Source organism: Embleya sp. NPDC005971 (genome assembly GCF_040629175.1).
Lineage (GTDB): Bacteria > Actinomycetota > Actinomycetes > Streptomycetales > Streptomycetaceae > Embleya.
The window spans coordinates 19,131-43,135 of sequence record NZ_JBEXUX010000060.1; the positions used below are offsets into that span (position 1 = coordinate 19,131).

Sequence of the window (24,005 nt, forward strand, 5' to 3'; positions counted from 1 at the left end):
GTGGAATGCTGTCAGCACTTCACTTAGAGGGGAGTTGTGATTGCCGATCCGACCTCGCCACCGGGCCGAACGCGTCAGGGTGGAGACCGAACTCGACCTCGACGATGAGAGGACCCCTGCCCGTGACCGCCGGGGGGCCGCAGGCCCACCGACTACAGGAGACCCGACACCGAGGCAGGCAGACCATGCAGCACCCCGCACATGTCCGTGCGCACGGTGCACTCCCGGACAGGCCCGGCCACCAGGAGAGGACCCGCCTCGGGATGAGCGACCAGAATCGACCCCACCAGCGTTCCCGGCCCCGTTCGGCGCCCGTCCGCCCGTTGCATCCGCACCCAGTCGGGGATGGTCTCCTGGTACACCTGCGGATTCGCGCACTCTCTACCGCCGTGTGGCTCTTGGAGGTGCGAATGATGGTGGATTCCGCCGATCGCCAACGCCATGTGGACGTGCGGGGCGAGGTGCCCGAGTTCCGCCCACCTCTGCCCCTGCCACATCCGCCGGGGCCGGGCGGAGGCGACCAGCCGCAGCGCGATGGGGACGAGTCGGCCACTTTGCCCGCCGCCGGGCGCCCGTGCGTGGGAGGGCATTCGGCGGGACCGGAAATTCTCCGTGATCATGCGTTCCGTCGCGGCGAGCAGCTCGGCCGCGAGTACGTCGTCATCGGTCACGAGTCCACCCGGTAGGGATCCAGGCCGGAGAACCGCCCCGGCAGGGCGGCCAAGAGCGCGCACAGGTCGTCGTCGAGAGCGCACTCCGACACCGTGGCCGCCACGATGAGATGCCCGCCGCGTGGGGCGTGGACGAGCAGGGTCGCGCTCAGCGTGCCCCGCCCCCTGCGCGGCCCGTCCTGCCGCGCGAGCGTCTCCCAGATCGGCAGAGGACCGCGCGAGGAATCCGAGTCGGCCATGCACTCGTCTCCACCGTGCGGCTCTTGCAGCCCGGAGTGCGGCCCCAGCGCCCGCAGACTCAGGCCGGTTGCGAGTTGTCCCCGGAGCACGCCGTCCTCGACCCACGTCCCGCGCTCCCACACCCGGCAGGCCGGAGCCGCAGCGACCACGCGCACGACCGCGACCAGGTACAGCCCGCCGCATGGACCCCGTACCGGACCCTCGGGATCCGCCGCACGAACCATCCGCAGGGCGGACGCGAGCGCGTCCGCCCCGATCGCCGTCGTCGCGATCACGCCGCCCCCAACCCGCGCAGTCGGGCCACGTCGCGCGGGCGCGCCTGCCAGCGCACCGCCGACCCGGACACCGTCCGCACCGGCGGAGCGTCCGCCGCCCCGTGGACGAGCCCGTGCCGCCCGACGAGGACGAGCTCCAGCGCCATCCACGGCGCTGTCGTGCCGTACGAGGTGAGCGTTCGCGCGTCCGTGTACAACACGCCGCCCGGCCGGACCTGCGGATTGACCCGGTCCCAGAGTTGACCGTCGTCGGCCAGGGTCGGCCAGATTCCGAGACCACCGGTGTCGTGGGCATAATCGTGCCCCATGTAGCCGCAGCCCGGGGTGTACGGCGCCACTCGCGCCCACGGCAGGGATCCATCGTGCGCCAGCAGGCACACCACGACCACCGCGCGACGAGGATCGACCAGGAGCCCCGGCCCGTGGCCACGTTGGTGCATCGGCACCGTGGCGACGACGTTCCCGCCCGTGCACAGCAGGGTGCTTGCCACAATCCCCAGATCGCAGCCGAGGATCGCGCGGGGCAGGACCAGGGCGTGACGCCCGATCACCCGCTCGACCCATCGCGCATGTGTGACGTGCGGGTCGTCGACCCGTGCCGCGCCGGCCACGATTGCCCGGCCGTCCGCGACGATCCCCGCGTATCGCCGTGTCTCGTGTGCGGGATCGCACCACGCGTCCACCCCGTAGCCGCTCGCGCCCAGGGGCGACGCTGCCCGCAGCCCGCGATCGTGGCGGGCCGCGTACGGGGAATTCGGCGGACGTACCGGCAGGCAGTCCGAGACGATGACGCCCTCCATAGGCGCATCCGGTTGACCGTTCACCGCCGGACGTCGTACACCCGGGGGTCGGACGGGCAGGCCCTCCCGCGCTCTCAGCTCGACGGCATCCTCGCGGGGTACGTACGTGGTCATGCCCACCGCCACCCGCCTCGCCGCCCCGGGGACCGCGGCGCGGGCCGGGCCGGCGCGGGTCGCGTCGGGGGAGCCGACCAGTAGGACCCGACCGGCGGGCGCTCCGGTGCGGCCAGGGTTCGGGCACGATGCGGATGCGAGGGCAGGGCCGGCGCGGGATGCCGCGCGATGCGTTCGCCGAGCGCAATGACCAGTTCCCAGGCCAATTCGAGCGTCAGCTCAGCGCGGATGAGAATGCCGTCGTCATCCCGCGTCCACACGGTGATGGGCCGATCCGGATCGCCGGTATTCCCGGCGCCTACCTCCACCGGCATGAGTTCGCGCACGTGATCCTCCGAGGGACAGGCGTGGAGGGTGGAATCAGCCCGCGCGAATCGCTCGCACGGCCAGGTGTTCGAGCTGGCCCACCCTGTTGGAGTCCGGCCCGACCAGGAGGGGACACAGGTCGGGCCGGATGGGACGCCGGCCGTCCACAGGGGCGCGCGGACGGGCGGCAGTCGAGAGGCCATGGAACGGCCTATGACGACCCGGGCCGGCCCCCACGAGCGGGAATCCGCAGCAGGTACCCGAGCCTCTCGTACAGAACGGCGGCTTGGGCGCGAGTCAGGTGCTCGGAATCGACCACGCCGCTTTCGCGCCCCGTGCCGCGCATGTACGCGAACTGGATCACGATCGGTCGCTCTGAAGAGTCGACCGACTCGACCCGCACCTCGCCTACCTGCAACTTGTCCATACGACCGGCCTTCCCCGAGCCCGGTACCGGGAGAGGTATCTCGCTCGGCACGGACCGGGCCGCCACACCCAGTCAACGACCGGGTATCGCGAATCGGCAGGACGAAACCGCCGCTATCGCGTCGCAAGCGACCGGACGTTTTGACCACAGCTTTGCAAAGCGGATCGTTCCCGGGCCCGCCCCCGACTACGGTCGCCGGCATGCCACGCAACGACGCGCTCAGGGCGGCAATGGCCCGCCAAGGCTTGACACAGTCCGAATTAGCCGAGCGGCTCAACGACGAGTTGACCCGCATCACCGGCCGTCGGGGTTCGCTGTCCGAACGGACCGTCGGGCAATGGGCCCGAGGAGCCGCACGGTGGCCGCAGGAGCGTCAACGCCTCGCGTTGGAGGCAGTATTCGAGTGTCCGATTACGGAACTGGGATTCGTCCCCCGCTCCGCGGCTGCTCGAATGGAGGACGACGTGCAACGCCGCACGTTCATCGGTGCGAGTACGGCGGTGGCTGCCACACCTCTCGCGCCCATCGGCCGGCACACACTCGGCATGACCGACGTCGAGCGCCTACGAGGCGAACTCGATCGACTGGTCAGAGCGGACCATTTGCACGGCGGTACCACCACACTGGAGGCACGCGCACTCGAACTGTCGGCCCGAGCACTCGACGTCCAGCAGACCGGCAGCGCCACACAACGCGTACGCCGCGCGCTGTACGGAGTCGCCGCCGCGTACATGAGTACCGCGATGTGGGCGGCCGTCGACGCGCGCGAACTCGACCGGGCACAACAGCACTGGGAACGCGCCATGCCCCTCGCCGGCCTCGCCGGCGATCCGGCCGGGCAGTGGCGGACGTGGAGTCACGCGTCGATGCTCGCCCACCAACGCGGCCGCGTGGTCGACTCGTTGGCCGCTGCCGACGCGTCCCGAGCGTGTGCGATCACCCGGGCAGACCCGCTCTTTCGCAGCCTTAGCCTTGCTCGCCAGGGCGTCGCGCGTGCAACGCTCGGCGAGCACATCCCCACACTGCGACTGCTCGACCACGCACGCAACGCCATGGACCGGGTCGATCCCCACGCCGCGCGCCCAAGTTGGATCGAGTTCTACGACCGGGCCGAACTCTCTGGATTGGGCAGCGTGATGAACCTGCATCTCGGCGCCGCGAGAGAGGCCGAGAGCGAGGCGCATCGCGCCCTTGCCCTGCTCCAGCCCACATACCGACGCAACCGGAGTTACTACGTCACCCAACTCGCCCGCGCCCAACTCGCTCAGGGCGACATCGAGCAGGCCACCGCCACCGCCCGCACCATCGGTGACGCCCCGAGTCCTCGCACGCGTGAACTCCTGCACGCGTTCACCCGTGAACTGCTGACCCGGGCCCCCGGTGCGGGGCAGACTCGCGCGTGGCTCACCCACCAGCGCGACACCCGCCAGGAGTGACATATGGAGTTGCGACACCACAGGCTCGACGACCTCGACCAGGTCCGTCCGATTCTGTCCGCCATCTATGCCGAGGTGCACCCGGCCGACCCTGACATGCCGTTTCGCAGCGTCGAGCGGTTCGAGCAACGTCTCGCCGGCCACGCATCCGGCAACGATTGGCACGCCGTCATTGCCTACGACCAGGACAGGCCCGTGGGGTTCGTCTACGCCGCGCCGTTGGCCCCCACCTCGAAATGGTGGTCGTCCATGCTCACCGAGTTGCCCGAGGGGTACGTCGACGAGACCGGGCGCCGGACACTCGCGCTGTTCGAAATCATGCTCCTGGATACACACCGCGGCCGCGGACTCTCCCACCGGTTGCACGAGGCACTGCTCGCGGCCCGCACGGAGGAACGCGTAACCCTCCTGGTGGACCCCACCCACCCCTCAGTGGCCAGGCTCTATGAGGAATGGGGATACAAGCGCGTCGGCGATCAACAACCGTTTCCCGACGCTCCTGTATTCACGGTGATGGTCCGCGAACTCTCCTGATCCGGACGTGTCACACTCGAACACATGATCGAGTCGAGCGGGCCGGGTGCCGATAGCCTCCCCTGGGAGGGCGTGCCCCGGTTCGCTCGCGCGATGGCCGAGCAACGCGGCAGGGCCGCCGAGCCGGGCCCGCCGCCACTCGATCCGCGCATGGTCGAGCTGCTGTACGAGCTCTGCCCGCCCGGATACCGCAACCATGAGCTGTTGCGCCGCTATCCGGTGGTACTTGTTCGTATGGCGCGCCAGCACATCGAGGCATCCCTCGCCGCGCTCCGCGTGGGGTACAGCCGGGCCAGGCTCGACCTCCGGGATCACGTCCCCGTGCACGCCGTCGAGCCGATGCTCGCCATGTACGAGGCGATCGGTGCCGACCTGCACCAGGCCGCCGCGCGGGTTGTGGAGATCGAGCGCGCCATGCTGCGATCCGCCACCCCACCGGCCGGGCTGACCCGTACCCGGCCGACGCCCGCGCGTGGCACCATCGGGGGCATGGACAGCGGCCAGGAGCACGACGTCATCGAGCCCCGGTGGATCCCCGACGAGCTGCTCGACGAGCTGCTCGCCGACGCCGACGTGACGGGGGACCTCGCCGAGCTACGGGTCGCCGTGACCGACGAGCGGATCTACGCGCACGCCGTCCACGGCGACGCCGCCACCGGGTGAGCACTCCCCGGATTCCGGACGACCGCCCGTACGTCCTCACCGCCGACGGGTTGACCCGGATCAACCGCGAGGTCGGTGGCAAGGGCGAGGCCCGGCCGACCCTGCTCGCCGTGGCGATCACCTACGGGTCCGGCCGCGGCCTCACGCAGGAGCGCACCGACCCGATCGAGCGCGCCGCCGCGACACTGCACTGCGTGTGTCTACTCAGGCCGTACGTCGACCGCAACGCGCTGACGGCCTACATCGCGGCCCGCGTGATCCTGGGAGCCCACGGGCTCACCGTGCACGCCAGCGTCCACGAGGCCGAGGACATGCTCGCCGCCGTGAGCACACACCGCCTGGAGCTCCCCGGCATCCGCCGGTGGCTGCGCCGGCACACCCGCAGCCTGTAGCCCCTCCAGCAGATCCAGAGCGGGGCGGAGCACCGTCCCCCATCGATCGCTGATGCGCGCGAGCCGCGGGTCGACACACGCCCGCGTGACCCGAGCGGGCACCGGTCGTTGCGCCGGGCATGAACCGACCCCGGGCAGGTCAGCGCATCGCATACGCGATGGTGGGCACGATCCTGCTCGCCGGATGCGTCCAGGTCCACGGCCGCCCGACCCTTTCCCCCGCCTTGCCGGGCGATCCCGTGGCCGGGGTCGACGTCGAGCACCAGGTGCACACCGACCCCACCACGCCCGAGCCGGCCGATCCGATCCGGGACTTCGCCGGCGGAGACGACACGGCCGCCGAGCAGGCCGAGCCCGACGAGCCCGACGAGGCGGACGTCGCCGACGTCGACCGCCCACGCGAGCCACGCACCCACCCTGCCGGACCCGGCCCCCGCACGACGAGGCCCCGGTCGTCGAGCTCGCGCTCTACGACCGGGGCCACCGGTGTCGATCCCTGCCGCTACCTCGATCCCGGCACCACCGCCCACCGCGGCTGCCGGGCCCACGGATGAGCGCCCGCTAGATCGCCATCCCGTACACGATGGTGAACAGTGTCCCGAGCGATCCGATGATGAACACGCCGCTCAACCCGGCGATGATCAGTCCCTTGCCCTGTTCGGCGCCCATGCTGTCCCGCAGCGCGGTCGCGCCGATCCGTTGCTTTGCCGCACCCCAGATCGCGATGGCCAGGCACAGCAGCAGTGCCACCGCCATGATCACCTCGACCAGGATCCGCGCCTCCGCGCCCAGCCGCGCGAACGGGCCCCAGTTCGGGGCGATACCACCGATGATCGTATTGATGTCGCCGTTGCCGCCGTTACCTTCGGCAGATCGCATCCTTCACCCCTGGTGCGTCGTGACGTGTCGTTCCGTGTGCGTGCATACGTACGTCAGGTCGGTTTCGCCGACCCGCCACTGCCACCGCCCTTTGCCCCCACGCTCTTGGACGCGCGGGAGCTGTCCGCCGCGATGCCGGAGGCGAGCCCCGCCGATTGGGTGGTTTCCGTGGTGTGGTCGGTCTGGGTGCGGACGTTGTTTCCCCGCGCGCTGTCCGCCGCCATGCTCTGACGGATCATGCCGACGACGCCCCCACGGGGATTTCCCGAGCCCGGGATTCCGGCCGGAGTGGTCGCGGCCTTTCTCGCGTAATGCATCTGCGTCATTTCGTCACCTACGCTCGGTACCCACCGGTATATCGTCAGGCCCGACCAGACCGCGAGGCCCATAATTGTCAGACCGATGAGCAGACCGTCCACCGGCTCTTTTTGCTCGCCGCCGACCGCGACCCCCATCGCGAGAACCATGACGAGAATCGGTTTCGCCAGGAGAACCGCGACCATGGTCCCCGCCCACCGCCGTACGTGGGGCCACAGCGACCGATCCACGAGGCCGGCGAAAACGAGCGTTCCCAGGATTGCCCCCGTGTAGAGCATCGCCTCGCGCACGAGCAGTTCGACCCACAGGATCAGCGCCACCACCGCGGTGATGATCGACATGAGGACCAGCGTCATGGCGCCGCCGCCAAGGCCCGGTTGCGCGCCTCCGTCGGGCGTGAGTCCCGCGTCCACCCCGGTGAGGAAATTGTGGGTGTCGTTCGCGGTATTGGTCCCGATGGCCCCGGTGATCGAATCGACCAGGTTCACCAGGAGGTACAGGGCGAGCGGCGCGAACGCACTGACGACCACGGTGATCCACAGAAATCCGAACGCCTCGCCGAACGCCGTCAACGGCGGAACACCCTTCACGGCACGTTTCGCGACCGCGATCAACCACAGAATTATCGTCAGGAACGTCGACGCCGCGAAAGCCACCGCGTATTGCCGCAGAAATCCAGGATTCGTGAAATCTACCTCGGTAGTCGTATTCACTTTCTGTGCGACCTGATCGACGAACCAGACGCCCATTTTGGCGCACGCTTCGGCGAGTGCGTCGATCGGGTGCATGGCCGTATTGACCTGCGACGGCAGGAGCGATGGCGCGCTCCCCGATCCGCCGTTGCAGATATCTTTTGCCATTCCGTCGATTAGTTCGCATTCGGGTTTGCCGGCCGGCTTCTGCTCCTCCCCGGCCCCGGTCCCCGGAACGACCGTCCCCGAGGGGGACGGGGACGGGGTGGGGTCCGCCGACGCCGGGCCGGCCCACATCAGTGCCAGGACCAGTCCGGCCAGCAACAGCCCCAGGAGTCGGGCCGGGCCGCGCCATGCGGGGACATGTGTCGTCATGAGGACCGCTCCAATGCGTACAGGGCCGTCGACCCGGCCTGATCGGAGGTACTGACCACCAGCAGCCGGCGCGCCGTCCCGCCCCACGGGAGCGGACCGTCCTGCCCCAGCGACTGGACCCGGTCCGGATCCGCCGCCGGGATCGCCACACCCTCGGACGCCCCCCGGCGCCCGTACAGCACGTCGTCGACGACGACCGAGGGACGCAGCCCGGGGACGACCCGGGAGTTCCCCCGGCGGAGATCGATTACCAACGGCCCGAACGCCGCGATGCTCCCGCCGTCCCACCGCCAGGCCGCGTCGACGAGCTGATCGGAGGGCACCTCCGCCTGCATCACCACCGCGCCCGACTTCGCATCGTGCAACGCCACCGTGCTGACGCCCTCCCGGGGCCCCGACCACACGATCAGCACCCGGTCGTGCCCGCCCGCGCGCACCACACGCACCGAGGCGTCCGCTCGCGGCGGCACCGGTTTGACCTCCACCGAACTCGCGCCCCGCCGGCACCGCCACCACGACCCCGCCGGCACCCCCGCGAGCACCGTGTCGCCGTCGGCCCCCAACTGCACCGCGCCCGAGGGAATCTGTACGTCCACGAGCGCGCTGTCGTCGAGGATGAGCGCGCCGTTGGCCGGATAGGTGACCAGCAGCGAGGAGCCCACCGTCGACACCCGCGATCCGGGCGGCACATCGAGGGTGCGCGGCTGCGACGCCGCGCCGTCGAGCGGCAGCACCACCAGATGCGTGCCCACGTGCACGATCGCCAGGGCCGCAGTCGACCACATCCCATGCAGCGGTCCGTCCGTCGGAAGCGGCACCCGCGCCAACGTGCGCCCGTCGCCCGCGTCCAGCAGCAGCACCGCGGACCGGTCCGGCGTGATCGCGGCCGCAGCCGCCCGGCCCGCCGCGACCGTCGTCACTCCCGACGCCGGCGCCGCGACCGGCACCGACCAGGCCGCCGCAGGCGACCAGCCCGGCACCGGCACACGCAACCGCGCTCCCTGGACCGTGCCGGCGACCGGCTGTTTCGTCGTCGAACCGCCGCCGTCGCCGAGCGAGACCGCCACCAGCGAGCCGAGGACCAGCGCCACCGCGACACCACCCACGACCAGGCCGCGCCGGCGCCGCGGCGGAACCTGCGCCCGTTCCTTCGGCAAACGCGTACGTGTCTCCCGCACCAGCGGAGTCGGCCGTCGGCCGCCCGACCCCGACCCCGACCCGGACCCCGGGGCCGGGCGGCCGACGGCCGACTCCGGGTCCACCGACGCGACCGCGGGCACGGATCCCAGGCCGCGCAGCAGTCTGGGGACGGGCAGCGCCGGATCCTCCCGGGCGGCCGGCTGCGCGGGCATCGCGATTGGGACCTGCGCCACCGAGCCATCGAGCTCGACGACCACCACCACGGCCGACCCGTCCGGCCGCTCGATCTCCACCCGAGCCGGCTCGTCGATGGTGGCCACCACCGCGCGCACGTGGTCGATCGCCGCATCCTCCGGCGACATCCCCACCGGCACGACCACCGGCCGCCCACGCACCAACAGCGACCCGTCGGGGATCACCTGCACCCGAATCACACGCATCCGCCCACCCGTTCCGTCATCGACCATCACGACACCCGCACCCCGGCCACACGCCACACCTCGCCCACCCGCACCACCTCGACGTAGGCAACCGCCGTCACCGGCGCGCCCGTCCACCCGTCGCGCCCGGTCGGGACCACCGTCACCGACCACTGCCGGTACACCGTCCCGGACGAGTCCGACGGTCGCTCATCCCGCAACAACTCCAGGGAGACCCGGCCGTACGCCCGGTGCCCCGCCCAGGACGACCACGCCGCCCCGCCGGCCGCCACCGCCGACCGCGACGCAACGGCCGCCCCATACCCGGCAGTCAGCCACGGCACGGCCCGCCGCTCGGCATCCGCGAGGGTGACGTCGAGACCGGTGTCCCACGCGTACATCGCACCCAGCGCGGCACGTCCCACCGCCTCCGGATCCCGGCCGTCCACCGCCGCCGGATCCGGCAGCCCCCCGCCCGGCACGCCCTCCCGACCCCGGGGCAGCACCGGCACCGGCACGGCCTCGCGCACCGCCGGCGACGTCGACCGGGGCGACACCGCAGCGGCCGGAGCCGCCGAACCCGACGACCGCGACCCCGCGGCCCACCACAGCGCGCCGCCCGCGAGCGCGAGCACCAGGACCAGGCCCGCCAGTGTCCGGCCGGCCCCCGAACCCGGCCTCATCCGAACCTGCGCACGAGCCAGGAGGCGGAAGAATAATATTGGTCATTGAGATTCGAAACTTTTACGTGATCACCCGGTTTCGGGGCATGAACCATTTGCCCACCACCCATGTAGACGCCGATGTGCGAGTAATCGCCGCTCCCATTGAAAGCGAATCCGATGATGTCGCCGGGCAACATTTGATTGCGATTCACCGGCTGTCCCATGGTCACCTGGATTTGGCTCGAATGTGGGAGGATCTGTTTCCCGCCCGAGGCTTTCGCGATAACGAAAATAACGAGTCCACTGCAATCGAATCCATTGATGCCCGCGCCGCTCCCGAAACCCTCGCTCGGCCCGCTCGCGGTGCCCCCTCCCCACGAGTACGGCGTGCCGAGCCATTGCACGGAAGACTCCGCAACGACCTTGCCGAAGGCACCCTGACCTGCTGAAACAGGCACGCCGAGTGCTTCGTACTTCTTAGCCAGAGCCCGAATTCTGGGCACGTATTCCTGTGTTTGCCGATAGGGAGGAATTCCACCGAATTCCTTGATCCTACCCGGCCCGGCGTTATAGGCCGCGAGCATCAGATCGGTAATGTCCCCCCTTGCCTGACCGGCCGACACATACCCCTGAACCTCACGCGCGAGGGCACAGTCGTATCGAGCGGCGGCCGGAATGGCATCCTGGGGATCATAAGGATCCGCCTTTCCGTCGCCGTTCTCGTCCCGCCCCCAATTCGGCCACGTTCCCGGCATGAACTGAGCGATTCCCATGGCGCCCACCTCGCTCAGCGCGCGAGGATCGAATCCCGATTCCTGCTCTAGCTGAGCCGCGAGAATCGCAGGACTCAACACGGGCGGACACATACGCCCTGCCGAGGCGATCACATCCCGATACGCAGCCGGCGCCGCCGACCCGTCGAACCCGGCCGCGGCCGCCGAACCGCTCCCATCACCACCGAGCACGGTCGTGGCCACCAAGATCAGCGCACCCAGGAACGCCCCGGGCACCGCCACCACCGCACAGCCACATCCCCGACGACCCGCCACACCGCCCCCGATCCCCGAACCGGCCGGGCGCGGCGCGAAATCGAGCCCCACAGCCCGGCAACACCCGCCCATCCTGTCCGCGATCACCGCATCACGTCACGTGATTACAGCCGCCGGACCTAGAACGAGCAGGCCCCAGGCCCGGTTTCGGGAACGCAGACGTCCGAGGTTGAGCACCACCCGGGCATACAAATCAGCCAATCCGGTACAGGTTGCCAAACTCGCCTGCGACACACGGGAGTTTGTGCGGCACATACGTTGCGTGAGCCCCTATGATCACCGTTGTGACCATTGGACGTAAGGGGCCTCGCCGGGGCCATGCGCAGGTGAAGTCAGGTCAGTTTTCCGAGGGGAAAGCGGTCCGGGCGGAACTTCGGCTTCCCCCGGGCGATCCTGTCCGTCCCGTGTTCGAGTCCCTCGTGCGCGCCATGGGTGTATCCGGCGCCGAGGTAATCAGGTTCGCGTTGACGTCTCTGGAGGTCGACGAGCACGGCGTTCCCCTCAAGTGGGAACCGCCCGCCGAGGAGGTCGCCAGGGCCGGCTAGAAAACACGAAGCCCCCGGAGGACCGGGGGCGTCTAGGCCAGTAGGGCAAAGAAGATCGTTTAGTTTTCACGGGTCTCCTCACTCATGGTTTCGCGGCCACGAGGAGCCCCACACAGTCGGAGCGGTTTCGCACCCGCTCCCGAATCCCACAACCTGCCGGTTCGCAGCCGGCGGGGCGGTCTTCTGCGTCCTCTAACACCGAGAGGACCCACTCATCGTAGCAGTGGCCCCCGGTGTCGGTACCGCCTTGCCTCTGCCCGGTGTGTCGCCATCGACACACCAGCACGGCGACGAGCCCGGCATCGCCCCGCATCTGTACCTCGCCCACTCCGCAGCCGAGCCGACCCGTCGGCCGCGGCCGAGCCGGATCCGTCACGTAGTTGTCCGTCAGTGGTATCGCGTCGTCCGCACGATCCACGCTCGCGGAGACATGACCGACGCCCTGCATGAGGTCCTGAAGCACGCCACCCTTGCCGCGGACCGGCACGGCGTGATTGCGGACGTTCCGGCGTGGTTGGCCAAGTACGCCGCCTCTCAGGACCGTTCTCCCCGATGGGCCTATGAGGAGCGCCGTCCCGCCGTCGCTCTTGGGTGGCTCCGCCGTGCCCAGGGCCCCGCCCCCGGCATCCGCGCTTGCTATGTCCTACAGCTACCAGTGTCGCTCATTCCCGGGGACCTTCCGGAGGACCTCGCCGAGCAACTCCGCGCGTGGGACGACGAGGCCATCGAGGACCCGGCCGACGGCGTTCGGTACGGCCACCTCAGCGACGTGTCGACCGCGATGGTCAGCCAGGAACCCCCCGAGGAATGGCCCGCGTACGCGCCCGAGCGCCCGAAGCTCGACCCGGCCACCCCCGAGGAAGTTGCCGCCGCACGAGCCCGTTTGGAGGCGCTCACCGTAGGTCTGCAAACGTCTCCTTATACGCGAGGGTTCTCCCCCCCCCCGCTTTCTTCCCCTGACGTAGTAGGGGGTCCTTCATCAGATGATCAGTCGCACGGACCCGTTATCTGGTGGCCGTTCAAGGTTGGGCTTCCGCCTCATCCCGACGAATTCGCAGCAGCAGCAGAGGTTTTTGTCCGATGTGAGCCTATCTGGCAGCGTCAACGGGGCAACCGCCCCGGGCTGAGTGTTGACGAGGGGATCCGGCTGATTCCGTGGGTGATCCTCGCCCTGCGCCGCACGACGCCGGGAGCCGTCGAGGAACTGCTCGCCGACAAGGTGCGGAGTGTCCAAGACCTTTGCGGGGCGCTCTGGTGGCGGTTGGAGCGCTTCGTGCGCGGCAGTCGCGACTACGACCACCGACGGCCGCATCGGGGCGTACCCGCCGACGAGTTCGGCGCCCGGCACGCCCGGATGCGCACCGAGATGGACGCCTACGCCGACGCCGTCCGCGACCGGTTCCACGCCCACGCCGAGGGCTGCCGCGAGTACGCGGCACTGGTGCGCGCCGACCGCGACCTCGCCCAGGCCGACCGGGACACCGCCCGCGCCGCCGAGCTCGCCGAGCGCCCGCCGTGGCGCGAGCCCGAGCACGTCACGCGGGCCTCGCTCGGAGTCGAGGCCCGCGCGGTGTACGACGGCCACCAGGCCGCCGCCGTCCCGCCGCGCAGGACCGACAACCCGGCCGCCGTCCTTGCCCGCGCTCGCCGGGACCGCGCCGCCCGTGGGCGGTCCGCATGACCGACACCGCCCTCACGACCCGCGCCCCGGCCGGGCTCGACCACGTGCTCGCCGCCGCAGGAACCGCCGCGCAGGGCGCCAGCGCCCCCCGCGCCGTCGAGGTTCGAGACGGCCCCGCCGTCAGTCGCCGGGTACGGTCTGGGCTTCCCCATCTGCTCTGTCATCGTCGCCGCCCGGTCCAACGAGGCCAGAACGCGTTTGTGGCCGACGGGCCACCAGCCGGGTGCCGCCGGGGCGGTCGGGTGACCGCCCCGGCACACAGCTCCATCGGTAGCGAGCATGGACCCGCGCAGGGCTAGAAAAGCCCTGTGACCAGCAGGAAGAAGACGGCTTTTATCACCCCGGACCGCGCATCCCCCACGCTCTTCCCGGCCAGCGAGCGCAGCCGATCACGCCATGGGTTCGGCCGAGCAGCGCCCCCCGGAGGCGGTTCCGCGACTTGAGAAACGTCGTTTTGACACATAGTGTGACTCACGCTCCACTTCACTTTGCGTGTGATGTCTTGGGCAATGCGAACGAAACCCCCTGCGGACACAGGGGGTTTTCGCTTTTGTGGGGTTGTGCGATGCGCCGTGGTGGCGCCCCTCCCCGAACCGGCCGACGAAGGGCCGGCCCCACCGCAGTCGCGGACGGCAGAATGCGACTCGCGCAACTACTTGTGCCACAACGGCTGTTACTCGGGCCACGGTAGACCGCCACCCCGAGTATGTCCACCCGCGCGGGCATTTTCGCAGGTCAGAGGTATTGACATGACAGCGGCGAGTGTGCTGTCGTGACACTCGATTCTGTGTCTGGGCGAAGGCATACCGCCGGTTTTCGTTTCCGATGTTCCTCAATCCCCAACCCGGCGAGCGTCCGCCGGCCGACGCCGCCGAGGCCCGCGCCATCACCGAGGCCGTGCGCGTTGCCCTGCGCGAGCACACCCGCACCGGCGTTGCCCTCGCCCCACGGCTAGGGGTCCGAGGAACATCCGCCCCGGATCGTGCGGCAACCGGCCACGCGTCCACTGCCGCAGATAACGGGAGCGGTTCGCGCATCCGGCAACGGCCGGAACAGCAGGTCGCGTTCACCGTTGGTGCTGATATTGGGCCGTTATCCGTGGCAACCGTCACGGACCGTACAGGCGCACGATCCGGCGCCAATGTTCCTCAACCCCCGGCTACCGCGCGTTCGCCCCGCGTGCGATGAACGCGCGCCATTGCCCAGCGCCGAAGGCGAGTTGCGGCGCCGGCTGCTTGGAGTCGCGCACCCCCACACCGGCCGGCGCCGGAGCGATCTCCACACAGTTGTCGTCCCAGTTCCCGCTGTACGTTGATTTGCGCCAGACCCGACCGGGCATCGCTTCCCCATTCCGACGATCCACGTGTCGGCCGCGTTCGCGGCCGATCCTGTCTCGACGGTAGCCGCCGGGACCATCGCGCCGAGGCCGACCGGCCGGACCCGCAGCGCGGTAGAACGGGCATGCGACACCCCGATTCGAGCCCGACCCGAGGAGTTCCGACATGGGCCAGGACCAGGACCGAACACCCATCAGCGCGGCCGACGCGGACGCGGGCACCAGGGCCCGCGAGATCCTGCACGCCATCGTCTCCGTTTACAGCGCCCTCGCCGGCCGGGCCCGCTCCGCCGGCGACATCGCCGAGGCCGAGCGTCTCACTGCCGAACGCCGCCCGTACACGGTGGAGTTGCGCCGGTTGGACGTGCGCGAGCAGGACGACGTGCGCCGCATCATCGACACCTACCCGAGTCGTCTGGCCGAGTTGGAAAGGGAGTTGAGTGCGTGAGCACCCCCGCGGCCGCGGAGCCGGCCCCCGCTCCCACCCCGTACACGTACCGACTCGATGGCGACGAGCATCGGAGGATCTTCCGCGAGGAGATCCTCCCCGATCTGCTCGACGGCGCCGGACCGCCCCGCGAGCGCCCGACCGTCTTATTCATCGCGGGCCAGCCCGGGGCCGGGAAATCCACGATCGAACCCATGATGATGGACGAAATCGGCATGCCCCGCGACGCCGTCAGGATCGACGGGGACGATCTCGCCGCCTATCACCCCCGGCACCGCGATTTCGTCGCCGAGAACGACCGCACCGCAGCGTCCCGAGTCAGCCCCGACACCGGACCGTGGTGGATCGACGCCGTCTCCCGCGTCTGCGAGGAGCGCCGCGACCTTGTGATATCCGCACCCTTGGGGCAGGCGGAATGGTCCTCCGAGCAGGTGCTCACGTTCCTGGGTGAGGGGTACAACGTCGAGATTGCGTTCGTGGCGACCCATCCCGCGCTCAGTCTCGCCGGCAACCTCGACCGCTACCACACGGCCCGACAGCCCGATTCCCAGACGCCCGCGCGTCTGGTTCCGGTCGAGGTACACGACCGGGTTGTGCCCAGCGTGCTCGACACCGCCGAGCACATGCAGAACGAGCGCATCGTTGACGCGCTGCACGTCGCCCGCCGAGACGTCGGGATCGTGCACTCGACCAGGCTGGTCGGGAACGAGTGGACCGACCCCACCCCCGTGCGGGAGGTGATCGTCGACGAGCGATCCCGCGAGTGGAGCCCCGAGACCGTCGACCGGTTTCGCGCCCAGGTCGCACACCTACAGGGCGTGCCCGCCGAGGACGTGCCCCTGCCGGACGACCTCGCGCCGCACGTCGAGCGGGTGATCGAGCGCGGCGAGGAACACATCCTCGACCCGACCGTCAGGTACACCGCGGACCTGATTGTGCCCGGAATGCCCGAGGCCCCCCAGGTGCTGGAACCGTTCACTCCCGTCACCTCACCGGCCACCCCGAACCATGGCGACGACTTCGAGATCGACATGTGAGACGACACCGCCGCCGGTCGGCCCGACGGCACCCGGTGAGGAACAACGGCCTTCGAGATTGCAGCCGGCCCGCGCGTTCGCGCCGGGCCGCCTGCAGGTCCGGGCGCCCGTAGTGCCGCCTGCACACGACGTCGAGCAGGTGTTTCGCGTCGGCGTCGTCCGGGGTCAGGGCGTCGACGACGACCCGCGCAGCACCTTGTGCGGGGCTCGTCCGCTCGACGACCGCGAGGAGTTTCGCGAAATCCGCCGGGTACCGAAACCGGAGCTCCACCGACACGCGCTTTAGGGCCGCCCGATCGCACCCGGCGAGCAGCCAGTCGAGGAACTCCCCGATGTGGGCGGGCACTTCGTCCGTGGCTGCCTCGTTCACGTTCGCGTGCGCATGGGTCATTCCACGAGCCTGGAACGCGCCCACGACACCGGGGAGCGATACCTCTATATACAGGGCCCACGACACGACGCGCGGTTCAGCCGGCCAGGCCCGCGGCGAGGGCGTACACCGGCGACCGGTCGAGCCGGTCCGCGAGATGGTCGTACCGCCGGGTGGTGCGCGGGTCCGCGTGCCCGGCCAGCACCTGGAGGTCCCGCAGCGGCATCCCGTCGGCGAACCCGTGGGTCAGTCCCGAGTGCCGCAGAGAGTGCGGCCCCAGCTCGCCCGCGCCGGGCAGGCCAGCCCGCCCGGCGAGCAGCCGCACCAGCCGCCACACCGCCGGTTCGTCCCACCGGCCGTGCCCGCCGCCGCGTGCCCGGGTGGCCAGCAGCGGGCCGTCGGTGCGGCCGTCGAGGTAGTCGTCGACGACCACGCCGACCCACGGCGCGATGGGGAGGTCCTGGGTCTTGCCGCCCTTGCGGGTCACCCGCAGCACCCGGTGCCCCCCGGTGTGCCCCAGGTCGGCGACGTCGGCGAGCAGCAGGTCGGACACCCGCGCGACCGTCGTCAGGATCAGCGCCACCAGGGCGTGCGCTCGCCCCCCGTACGGCGCGGGCCCGTGCGCGGCCGCCGCCGCAAGCAGCCGTCTCGACTCCGGGCGGGTGATCCATGCCGATCTGCTTTCCTCCGCGCCGACCTTCGGCCGCCGCAGGTGCGCCAGCGGGTTCGCCGGGAGGTGCTCCTCCGCGACCGCGTACCCGTAGAAACTCGCGGCCGAGGACAGGCGTCGGGCGATGGACGACTCGGCCGCCGGCCGCCCGGTCGCCGTGTCCCCGCGGCGCATCGACTCCGCCCACGCCGCCATGTGCCCGCGTTCGCCGTCGAGCAGGGCGACGCCGCGCGCGTCGAGGTACGCGGCCAGGAGCGCGAGGTCGCGCCCGTACCCGCGCCGAGTGTGGACGCTCGGGTACTCCAGCAGCCACCCGGCGATCAGGTCGTACGTCGTCCGGTCCAGGCCCGGCACCGCGACGTCGCCGCCGGGCGCGACCGCCAGGGTGCTCACGTGCCGGCGCCGAGCACGCGCGCGACGTCGTCCGCGGAGCGCCACGCGGCTCGCACGCGCATCCCGTCCGGGTCGCTCGCGCGCAGCTCGTCGAACAGCTCGTTCAGCTTGGGGAATCGGACCACCGCCGCGAGCACGACGTCATCGACGTCATCGACGTCGGTGGTCACCGCTCGATCGAGGGCCGCCCTGCACCGCCGGCGCCACGCGTCCAGGTCGGCGAGGCCGGGAGCTGGGCCGAACGCGTCGGCCGCGTCGAAGCCGGGCGGGTCCGGCCAGGTGCCGTCGAGTCGGATCGTGTGCGCGACGACGCCGCCGAGGGGAAGGTTTCCGAGGCAGCAGTACCAGGAATCCGGGACGCTGCCCGGGGTCGTGTTCAGCGTGCTGGCCACGGAGATCGTGGGTACCAGGGCGGGCCAGTACCGGACGTCCGGATGTGCGGGCACGGTGAGCCGCACGTGCGCGAAATCGTCGGTGCGTCCGGAGGCCCGCGGATCGTCCAGGTCGGTCAGCCACACGACCAGGCGCTCGGGATCCTCCATCGCGGCCGCGACCTTCGAGCGAGCCTTGATCACGCCGTCTCGCCGGATTCCCTCCCACCCGGCGCGGTCGGTGAAGTGGAACAGCCGGCCGGCCAGCGCTCGATCGGCCGGTCCGGTGTCGGTGGCGGGGGCGAACTCCCCGGCGGTCTCCATGAGATACAGGTTAAGGGGCATTATCCTGTATTCCCCGGCACCGCCCCGGGCCCGACGGAATCGTGAGAGTCGAACCGTCGTTGAGTGGGTTGTGGACGGCTTGCTAGTAATTGCCGGAGTGATCGGATATTCCGATGGCCGCAGAGCCCTCCCGTACCTGCTGGTCGAGGATTGGGACAAGCGCCCGCTTTCGGCGGAGGCGACAGACCCGACCTCCCTGCTCGTGTCCTCCGCTTTGAGGGGCGGTCTCCACCTCACCGCCCCGTCCGGCGACATCGAGGCCGCGCCCGCGTGGCAGGCCCGCTACCGTGACGCCACGCTCACCGTCACCACCCCGGCGCTTCCCGACGGCCCGTTCCTCAACCCCATGCCGCTCACCATGCCGGACGGTTGGTGCGAGGCCGCCCGTGCGGCCGGCTCGGTCGTGTTGTTCGTCGGTGACGACCTGGGCCTCGCGTCGTACGACGACGACCCGGACGTGTCCAAGCGGGTCATGCCAGCCGCCGCCCGCGGCGCGCTCGCGGCCGGATCCATCCCGTACACCGAGCACTGACCGTGGCCGGCTCAAGCGGCCCGACGGCCTATCCCCCGAGGCCGTCGGGCCGTACGCGTCCGTCCAACAGCGATCTGTGTTGGCCCTCACGATCCGCCGTGGACGACGGTGCCGTTCCGCGCGATCGTCATCTTGCGCGGACCGGCTTCCATCCACGGCCCGAAGAACGGGTCATCCGGCGTGCACTCGCGCGCGTACGCTCCCGCAGAGCCAGCGAACCACTTCGGGAAGGTGTGGGAGCGCAGGGTCAACGTCAGCTCTCCGAACTCGCCCTTGACGACTTCGTAGGTCTCCTCGCAGGCCGGCACCGAGCCGCCCGCGGCATAGCGGATGGTCAGCACGTCGCCGATCCGCGCCGGGTACCACTCGGCGCCGTGGAGCGAGTGCTCGCCGTCGGTCAACGCCGACAGCTCACCCGCCAGGTCCCGACGCGCTTTGGCTGCTTCGCTCTGGAACACAGGTGATTCGTCCATGCCGGCCCAACGACGCGACGGCCGCCGAGGGCACCCCCGGCGAGGGCTCGCGCTCACCGGGTGGGGGTGGGGAGCGCGAGCCCCCATCCGGCACCGGGGGGAGGGGTGCCGCATCGCCGACGCTAATCGCCGCGTCCGACAACAGGCCAGGGAACACCGGCCCCAAGGCGGAGGGTTCACGGGGCCGATGTGCTGCTCGATAACGGCGCCCCCGATCGGGTGAACACAGTCCCGACGTGTCCGGGCGCCGGCTACGATGAGGCCCGAGGCGGAACGCGTCCGCCGGAGCCCCGCAGCATCCCCGCCCACGCCGGGACCGCCGCACCGAGGCCAAGGGTCGACGACTCGCGCGAAGCAGATCCCGGACCGTCTCGCAGCGACCGCCGGCGGACAGCGTGGGCACCCCGCCGTGACCGGAGCCGTAGACATGACCCGCGACAATGCCCGCAAGGCCGCCGTCCGCGCCCGCATGGCCGCCACCGGCGAGCCGTACAACGTCGCCGCCCGCGCCGTCGACCAGGACCAGACCGCCGACCAGGCCGACCCCCACCCCGCAGCCCGGCAGCCGACGGACACCAACCCGCCCGCGTGGACCCTCGCGCCCACCGAGGCCGAGGCCCTGCTCGGCATCACCGCCGAGGAGTTGGGGATCCGCGCGCTCCCCGCGGACGCGACCCCGCAGCAACGCGCCCACGCCGAGGCCAAGTGGCGCTCCGCCGACGTCGACCAGCCGTGCCGATGCTCCGGCGACTGCACGCACGGCATCCCGTGCGACGCCGACCTCGACGACGGCGATCGATGCCGTGGCCGCCTCGTACACGTCGACCGCTACCCGGGATCGATGTGGGGAGTGATCGAGTGGTGGGACGTCCACGAGTGCGACACGTGCGGCGACCGGTACGGGAACGGCGTCCGGTTGCCCGCCATTCCGTTCGGCGAGCGTCGGGCCGACGGGGTGACCGTCATCTACGACGGAGTACGGCACCCGAATTTCCCCGACATCGACGTCGACGACCCCGGCATCGAGCGATGCTCCTCATGCGACGGCGACAACGCACCCGAGTGTGACGACTGTCGGATCCACGACGACCCCGACGAGGACTACGACGACGAGCTCGACGAGTACGAGGTGTACGGATGACCGCCACCGCGAGGCCGAGCGTCGACGCCGGAACCGGCTCGACGAGCGCCCGACGGGGAACCGCGACCCTGCGCCATCAGATGGGCGGCCCCCGCCGCGGTGGCTGGTATCTCGACCTGGACCACCCCGACATCACCGTCCGCCCGCCCCGCCGAGGCATGCCTCCGCAGGCCGTCGGCGCGTGGCTGACCGAGGTACTGGCCGAGCACGGGTGGGCCCTCGCCGAACACGTGTCGTGGCCGCCCCCGTTCGGCGACGAGGGACCACCCCGGTACACCGACCTCCCGATCACCCGCACCCGATAGGTCACCGGCGGCCGCGAGCTGCTCGCAGCCGCCGCCTTGCCCAGGTTGAACGCCGGCATCACGCACGTCCACCAGGCCCACCCCAACACGTGGAACCAGCCCGGCTTTTGACGCCCTCGCTCGATCGGGTGAACACGGTCCCGCCGTCCGATGCCGGTCCGCCACACTGACGGCACCCATGCCCCTGTCCGGAGAGTCTGCGATGACCGACACGACGACAGCCCCCGCCGCCACCACGGCGAAGCCCCTCCCCACCTACGGCGAGTGGGGCGAGGTCCCCGACCGCAAGATGACCAAAACCCAGCACGCGCAACTCGACATGCCTCGCGTGCCCGCGCCCCCCGTGGTTGGGCATGTGTGGGCGAGGGATCCCGTCACGGGCAAAGGTGAGGTGAGGCTCGATCTGTACGACTCGTTGCAGTCGACACCCACCGCGACCGGTGCCGAGCGCCTGCTCGCCGCCCCGGTCGACAGGACGCACACATGCAGTCGATGCGGAGCGCACTCCGAGCGCGTGCTCGCCGAGTACAAGCAGCGGGACGGCAACCGCCGCCGGTTGTGCGTGGAATGCGCGCGCAGCATGCGCAGCCACGCCGCCCAGTGCGAGGCCGCCGACGAGCGGGCACTCCAGACCGCATGGGCCCGCGAGGTCACGACCGATCCGACGAGCGCATGGGCACACCTTCACTACCCGCCCCGCGGCCGCACGACCAGCGGCCGCCTACGACCGCCGCCCTACGTCCTGGTGACCGCCGTCGACCACACCGGCGCATTGCTCGTCCGGATGACCATCCGCCTCGCCGGCCTCCGCTCCACCGAGGAAGTACCCACCGCGGCGGTGCCGTTGGAGAAGGCGCGCCGACAGCTCGCGCGCCGACTCGGCGGCCGCCGGCTGATCACGTGGGAATCCGACCACGCCCACACGATCGCCAAATGGATTCGCGAGGGTGGGGCCGAATGCCGCCGCGTCGACGGCGACACGCTGTACTACCGCCTACCGAGGTGGCGCGGCATCGTCCGCGACGGCAACCGCGTGTACGAGTGCCTGCCCCCGGGCCGGGCCGATCGCCTGTACGTTGCGACCGTCCGCATGGCCGCCCTGCCCGAACTCGCCGACGACGCCCGAGCGTGGCTGACCGCCGGCCCCGGCCGAACTCGCGTCGAGGTCACCGGCGACGAGGAGGCCGCACGCCGCATCCACGCCGTCCTACGCGCCACCGGCATCGTCGCCGACGACGCCGAGGCCGCCCCGGTCCCGCTCGACGACTCGCCCGTCGTCGTCACCATGGCCGTGTTCTGCGACCGCGACGGCGTGGCCGGCTGAACGGACACCCCCGCCCCTCGAGGTGGCGCCGTGCCAAACCCGGGCACGGCGCCACCTCGTGAGGCTGGTACTCCGGGGCCGCGCCGACGGTAGGGCCCCACCCACGGGAGCCCCGGTGACGAGGACCGCCGGGATTGGTGCCGGCAATTCCCCCGCTCTTGCACATCCGTCGATGCGCCCGGCTACGGTGGACCTCATCGGCCCCCGAGGAATCGGGGGATGACCGGTGGCATTCGACCCCGCGTATGCGGGGATGGCCCGTCGACAGCTTCAAAGGCTCTCTCAGGGTATTTCCCCGCGTATGCGGGGATGAGCCCCTCACTCTCGGCTTCCGACCAGTGCGGGACAACGCCACCGGCTCACGCAACGGCCCCACCCAAGGGTGGGGCCGTTTGCGTTGCCGGCGAGCCGATTCCGCGTCGCCGACACGGAGATGGGCCCGAGTGGGACGACCGCCGACCGGGCCGGGCCCGAGGTCGTACCGGTCAGGATGGGATCATCGTCTGCGTGCCGTCCAGGGTGGCCCCGAGTCGCCGTTTCGGCAGACACCCGAGGGCGTGCGTGGGGCCGGCGAGCAGGTCGAGCGCCGGCATCTCCCAGTGCGCCGCGAGCGCGTCCACGTCGTCGAGGGTCCACGCCCGTTTGCCCAACTGACGCCGGCTGACGTCCGTTTGATCCTTGCCGAGGGCGAGCGCCAGATCCTTCTGTGTCTCACGGCACGCGTGCATGAGCACGGCCACGGTCGAACGGAGCGTCTCCGCGAGGCTGTCCATATGCCAATCCCGCCTATCCAATGCCTTTTTGGCATACTCGCACGTCGAGGGCGTGCGCCGAAGGCCGATCCAGGGAACTCAGCCGATCGCCGCATTCGCCGCCTACCGCCCGCCGGCAACCATCCTTGCAAGCCGCCCCGATCAAGGGCGAGTTGCTAGGCTCCTCCCACGGTCGAGGTTCTCCTCCCCGCGGCTGCTCTTACGGCCGAGGATCCCAACGCATGAGCCGCCCACGCGGCCCGCCGAACGGCGGGCCGCCGGGTCGTGATCACCCGTGCCGCCTCACCAGGAGCCCCGAGATGGACCATGTCGACATCGAATTTCCGAACGGTCGCCGCTTGCGCGTGACCGCAAGCATCGGCACCGCCGGCACGCAGTACACGATGCGCGAGGGCGAGCGCGTCGTCGAGGAGAGCATCGGAATCCAGGAGGTCAACGACCGTCGACGTGCCGCGAGCGGATGGTCGCCCCGGGCAACGCACGCGATCGGACACATCCCCATCAGGGCCGAGGACGCCGAGCGTGTGCGCGAGATCGGCCGGGCTGCCAGGCGGGCATACGAGGCCACCCCGGGGGGTGCCCTCCGTACGCTCCACCGCCGTCGCGAGGACTTGGTCGAGCGCGTCGCATCCTGCGCGGACACCGCCGCGAGTGCCCGCGCGGCGGCATTCGACGAGGGCGAGCTCGACGGGCACCTCGCCCCGGGCGGGCCGGCCGCAGGACAGGCCGACCGCGAGCAGCAGGCCCGGGACGCCCTCGCTCGATTCGACGTGGAACACCCGGAGATTCGAGCCGAGTTGCAGAGGAAGCGCCAGGCCGACATCGCACGATGGAGCCGGCACTAGCCCACGTCGATCGAGCGCATC

General features: G+C 70.7%; 29 protein-coding genes. 14 read left to right on the plus strand and 15 right to left on the minus strand.

The window, feature by feature from the left end; translation table 11 throughout:
• Nucleotides 1-152: 152 nt before the first annotated feature.
• From ABZ374_RS37080 to ABZ374_RS37095, 4 genes are all read right to left on the minus strand, one after another.
• On the minus strand, nt 153-671 hold the full coding sequence (locus tag ABZ374_RS37080) for a hypothetical protein (protein ID WP_360319885.1): 519 nt from the start codon (nt 669-671) through the stop codon (nt 153-155).
• Complete coding sequence (locus ABZ374_RS37085) at nt 668-1,186, minus strand: hypothetical protein (protein WP_360319888.1); 519 nt, start codon at nt 1,184-1,186, stop codon at nt 668-670. The genes ABZ374_RS37080 and ABZ374_RS37085 overlap by 4 nt, the downstream gene beginning before the upstream one ends.
• Nucleotides 1,183-1,986: a hypothetical protein gene (locus ABZ374_RS37090; RefSeq protein WP_360319891.1), complete on the minus strand. Its 804-nt coding sequence runs from the start codon at nt 1,984-1,986 to the stop codon at nt 1,183-1,185. Before ABZ374_RS37090 ends, ABZ374_RS37085 begins: the two co-directional genes overlap by 4 nt.
• A 631-nt stretch (nt 1,987-2,617) precedes the next feature.
• Nucleotides 2,618-2,833, minus strand: a complete 216-nt coding sequence (locus ABZ374_RS37095) for a hypothetical protein (RefSeq protein ID WP_360319894.1) — start codon at nt 2,831-2,833, stop codon at nt 2,618-2,620.
• A gap of 545 nt (nt 2,834-3,378) precedes the next feature.
• Between ABZ374_RS37095 and ABZ374_RS37100 the strand changes: the two genes are divergently transcribed.
• The 5 genes from ABZ374_RS37100 to ABZ374_RS37120 all read left to right on the plus strand — a co-directional run bounded on the left by ABZ374_RS37100 (nt 3,379) and on the right by ABZ374_RS37120 (nt 6,412).
• Nucleotides 3,379-4,269: a hypothetical protein gene (locus ABZ374_RS37100; RefSeq protein ID WP_360319897.1), complete on the plus strand. Its 891-nt coding sequence runs from the start codon at nt 3,379-3,381 to the stop codon at nt 4,267-4,269.
• 3 nt (nt 4,270-4,272) lie between these two features.
• Nucleotides 4,273-4,803 (plus strand): GNAT family N-acetyltransferase, encoded by a 531-nt coding sequence (locus tag ABZ374_RS37105; RefSeq protein ID WP_360319900.1) that lies wholly within the window; start codon nt 4,273-4,275, stop codon nt 4,801-4,803.
• A gap of 93 nt (nt 4,804-4,896) precedes the next feature.
• Nucleotides 4,897-5,466 (plus strand): hypothetical protein, encoded by a 570-nt coding sequence (locus tag ABZ374_RS37110; RefSeq protein WP_360319903.1) that lies wholly within the window; start codon nt 4,897-4,899, stop codon nt 5,464-5,466.
• A complete protein-coding gene (locus ABZ374_RS37115; protein ID WP_360319906.1) occupies nt 5,463-5,858 on the plus strand; it encodes a hypothetical protein in 396 nt (131 codons plus the stop codon). Before ABZ374_RS37110 ends, ABZ374_RS37115 begins: the two co-directional genes overlap by 4 nt.
• A 158-nt stretch (nt 5,859-6,016) precedes the next feature.
• Complete coding sequence (locus ABZ374_RS37120; protein ID WP_360319909.1) at nt 6,017-6,412, plus strand: hypothetical protein; 396 nt, start codon at nt 6,017-6,019, stop codon at nt 6,410-6,412.
• 7 nt (nt 6,413-6,419) lie between these two features.
• On the opposite strand, the gene ABZ374_RS37125 is transcribed toward ABZ374_RS37120, so the two are convergent.
• Genes ABZ374_RS37125 through ABZ374_RS37145 form a run of 5 tightly spaced genes read right to left on the minus strand, consistent with a single transcriptional unit; the run spans nt 6,420 to nt 11,446 of the window.
• Complete coding sequence (locus tag ABZ374_RS37125; protein ID WP_360319912.1) at nt 6,420-6,737, minus strand: hypothetical protein; 318 nt, start codon at nt 6,735-6,737, stop codon at nt 6,420-6,422.
• Between the two features lie 53 nt (nt 6,738-6,790).
• Nucleotides 6,791-8,122 (minus strand): hypothetical protein, encoded by a 1,332-nt coding sequence (locus ABZ374_RS37130; protein ID WP_360319915.1) that lies wholly within the window; start codon nt 8,120-8,122, stop codon nt 6,791-6,793.
• A complete protein-coding gene (locus ABZ374_RS37135) occupies nt 8,119-9,702 on the minus strand; it encodes a hypothetical protein (RefSeq protein ID WP_360319918.1) in 1,584 nt (527 codons plus the stop codon). Before ABZ374_RS37135 ends, ABZ374_RS37130 begins: the two co-directional genes overlap by 4 nt.
• 26 nt (nt 9,703-9,728) lie before the next feature.
• Entirely contained in the window at nt 9,729-10,364 is a 636-nt protein-coding gene (locus ABZ374_RS37140; protein ID WP_360319921.1) for a hypothetical protein, read from the minus strand.
• Nucleotides 10,361-11,446 (minus strand): NlpC/P60 family protein, encoded by a 1,086-nt coding sequence (locus tag ABZ374_RS37145; protein ID WP_360319924.1) that lies wholly within the window; start codon nt 11,444-11,446, stop codon nt 10,361-10,363. The genes ABZ374_RS37140 and ABZ374_RS37145 overlap by 4 nt, the downstream gene beginning before the upstream one ends.
• 353 nt (nt 11,447-11,799) lie before the next feature.
• Here ABZ374_RS37145 and ABZ374_RS37150 point away from each other — a divergent pair, with 353 nt between their 5' ends.
• Nucleotides 11,800-11,940, plus strand: a complete 141-nt coding sequence (locus ABZ374_RS37150) for a hypothetical protein (RefSeq protein ID WP_360319927.1) — start codon at nt 11,800-11,802, stop codon at nt 11,938-11,940.
• A gap of 1,159 nt (nt 11,941-13,099) precedes the next feature.
• Nucleotides 13,100-13,621, plus strand: a complete 522-nt coding sequence (locus ABZ374_RS37155; protein ID WP_360319930.1) for a hypothetical protein — start codon at nt 13,100-13,102, stop codon at nt 13,619-13,621.
• 1,159 nt (nt 13,622-14,780) lie between these two features.
• Here the strand turns inward: ABZ374_RS37155 and ABZ374_RS37160 are convergent.
• Nucleotides 14,781-14,960, minus strand: coding sequence for a DUF397 domain-containing protein (locus ABZ374_RS37160; RefSeq protein ID WP_360319933.1), 180 nt, complete (start codon nt 14,958-14,960; stop codon nt 14,781-14,783).
• Nucleotides 14,961-15,123: 163 nt separating this feature from the next.
• Here ABZ374_RS37160 and ABZ374_RS37165 point away from each other — a divergent pair, with 163 nt between their 5' ends.
• Nucleotides 15,124-15,405, plus strand: coding sequence for a hypothetical protein (locus ABZ374_RS37165; protein ID WP_360319936.1), 282 nt, complete (start codon nt 15,124-15,126; stop codon nt 15,403-15,405).
• On the plus strand, nt 15,402-16,442 hold the full coding sequence (locus ABZ374_RS37170) for a zeta toxin family protein (RefSeq protein ID WP_360319939.1): 1,041 nt from the start codon (nt 15,402-15,404) through the stop codon (nt 16,440-16,442). The genes ABZ374_RS37165 and ABZ374_RS37170 overlap by 4 nt, the downstream gene beginning before the upstream one ends.
• Here the strand turns inward: ABZ374_RS37170 and ABZ374_RS37175 are convergent.
• From ABZ374_RS37175 to ABZ374_RS37185, 3 genes are all read right to left on the minus strand, one after another.
• Complete coding sequence (locus tag ABZ374_RS37175) at nt 16,390-16,833, minus strand: hypothetical protein (protein WP_360319942.1); 444 nt, start codon at nt 16,831-16,833, stop codon at nt 16,390-16,392. The two genes, ABZ374_RS37170 and ABZ374_RS37175, sit on opposite strands and share 53 nt — an antisense overlap.
• A 76-nt stretch (nt 16,834-16,909) precedes the next feature.
• Entirely contained in the window at nt 16,910-17,875 is a 966-nt protein-coding gene (locus ABZ374_RS37180) for a tyrosine-type recombinase/integrase (protein WP_360319945.1), read from the minus strand.
• Nucleotides 17,872-18,570 (minus strand): hypothetical protein, encoded by a 699-nt coding sequence (locus tag ABZ374_RS37185; RefSeq protein ID WP_360319948.1) that lies wholly within the window; start codon nt 18,568-18,570, stop codon nt 17,872-17,874. Before ABZ374_RS37185 ends, ABZ374_RS37180 begins: the two co-directional genes overlap by 4 nt.
• A gap of 118 nt (nt 18,571-18,688) precedes the next feature.
• Here ABZ374_RS37185 and ABZ374_RS37190 point away from each other — a divergent pair, with 118 nt between their 5' ends.
• Nucleotides 18,689-19,123 carry a hypothetical protein gene (locus tag ABZ374_RS37190; protein WP_360319951.1) on the plus strand — a complete coding sequence of 145 codons (435 nt, stop codon included), beginning with the start codon at nt 18,689-18,691 and terminating at the stop codon, nt 19,121-19,123.
• An 86-nt stretch (nt 19,124-19,209) separates the two neighbouring features.
• On the opposite strand, the gene ABZ374_RS37195 is transcribed toward ABZ374_RS37190, so the two are convergent.
• Nucleotides 19,210-19,596 carry a hypothetical protein gene (locus tag ABZ374_RS37195; protein ID WP_360319954.1) on the minus strand — a complete coding sequence of 129 codons (387 nt, stop codon included), beginning with the start codon at nt 19,594-19,596 and terminating at the stop codon, nt 19,210-19,212.
• A gap of 427 nt (nt 19,597-20,023) precedes the next feature.
• On the opposite strand from ABZ374_RS37195, the gene ABZ374_RS37200 reads away from it, so the two are divergent.
• From ABZ374_RS37200 to ABZ374_RS37210, 3 genes are all read left to right on the plus strand, one after another.
• Nucleotides 20,024-20,737, plus strand: coding sequence for a hypothetical protein (locus tag ABZ374_RS37200; RefSeq protein ID WP_360319957.1), 714 nt, complete (start codon nt 20,024-20,026; stop codon nt 20,735-20,737).
• Complete coding sequence (locus ABZ374_RS37205) at nt 20,734-21,042, plus strand: hypothetical protein (RefSeq protein ID WP_360319960.1); 309 nt, start codon at nt 20,734-20,736, stop codon at nt 21,040-21,042. Before ABZ374_RS37200 ends, ABZ374_RS37205 begins: the two co-directional genes overlap by 4 nt.
• A 391-nt stretch (nt 21,043-21,433) precedes the next feature.
• Nucleotides 21,434-22,366: a hypothetical protein gene (locus tag ABZ374_RS37210; RefSeq protein ID WP_360319963.1), complete on the plus strand. Its 933-nt coding sequence runs from the start codon at nt 21,434-21,436 to the stop codon at nt 22,364-22,366.
• 485 nt (nt 22,367-22,851) lie between these two features.
• Here the strand turns inward: ABZ374_RS37210 and ABZ374_RS37215 are convergent, their stop codons facing one another.
• Nucleotides 22,852-23,139: a helix-turn-helix domain-containing protein gene (locus ABZ374_RS37215; protein WP_360319966.1), complete on the minus strand. Its 288-nt coding sequence runs from the start codon at nt 23,137-23,139 to the stop codon at nt 22,852-22,854.
• A gap of 338 nt (nt 23,140-23,477) precedes the next feature.
• Here ABZ374_RS37215 and ABZ374_RS37220 point away from each other — a divergent pair, with 338 nt between their 5' ends.
• On the plus strand, nt 23,478-23,984 hold the full coding sequence (locus tag ABZ374_RS37220) for a hypothetical protein (RefSeq protein WP_360319969.1): 507 nt from the start codon (nt 23,478-23,480) through the stop codon (nt 23,982-23,984).
• Nucleotides 23,985-24,005 lie beyond the last annotated feature (21 nt).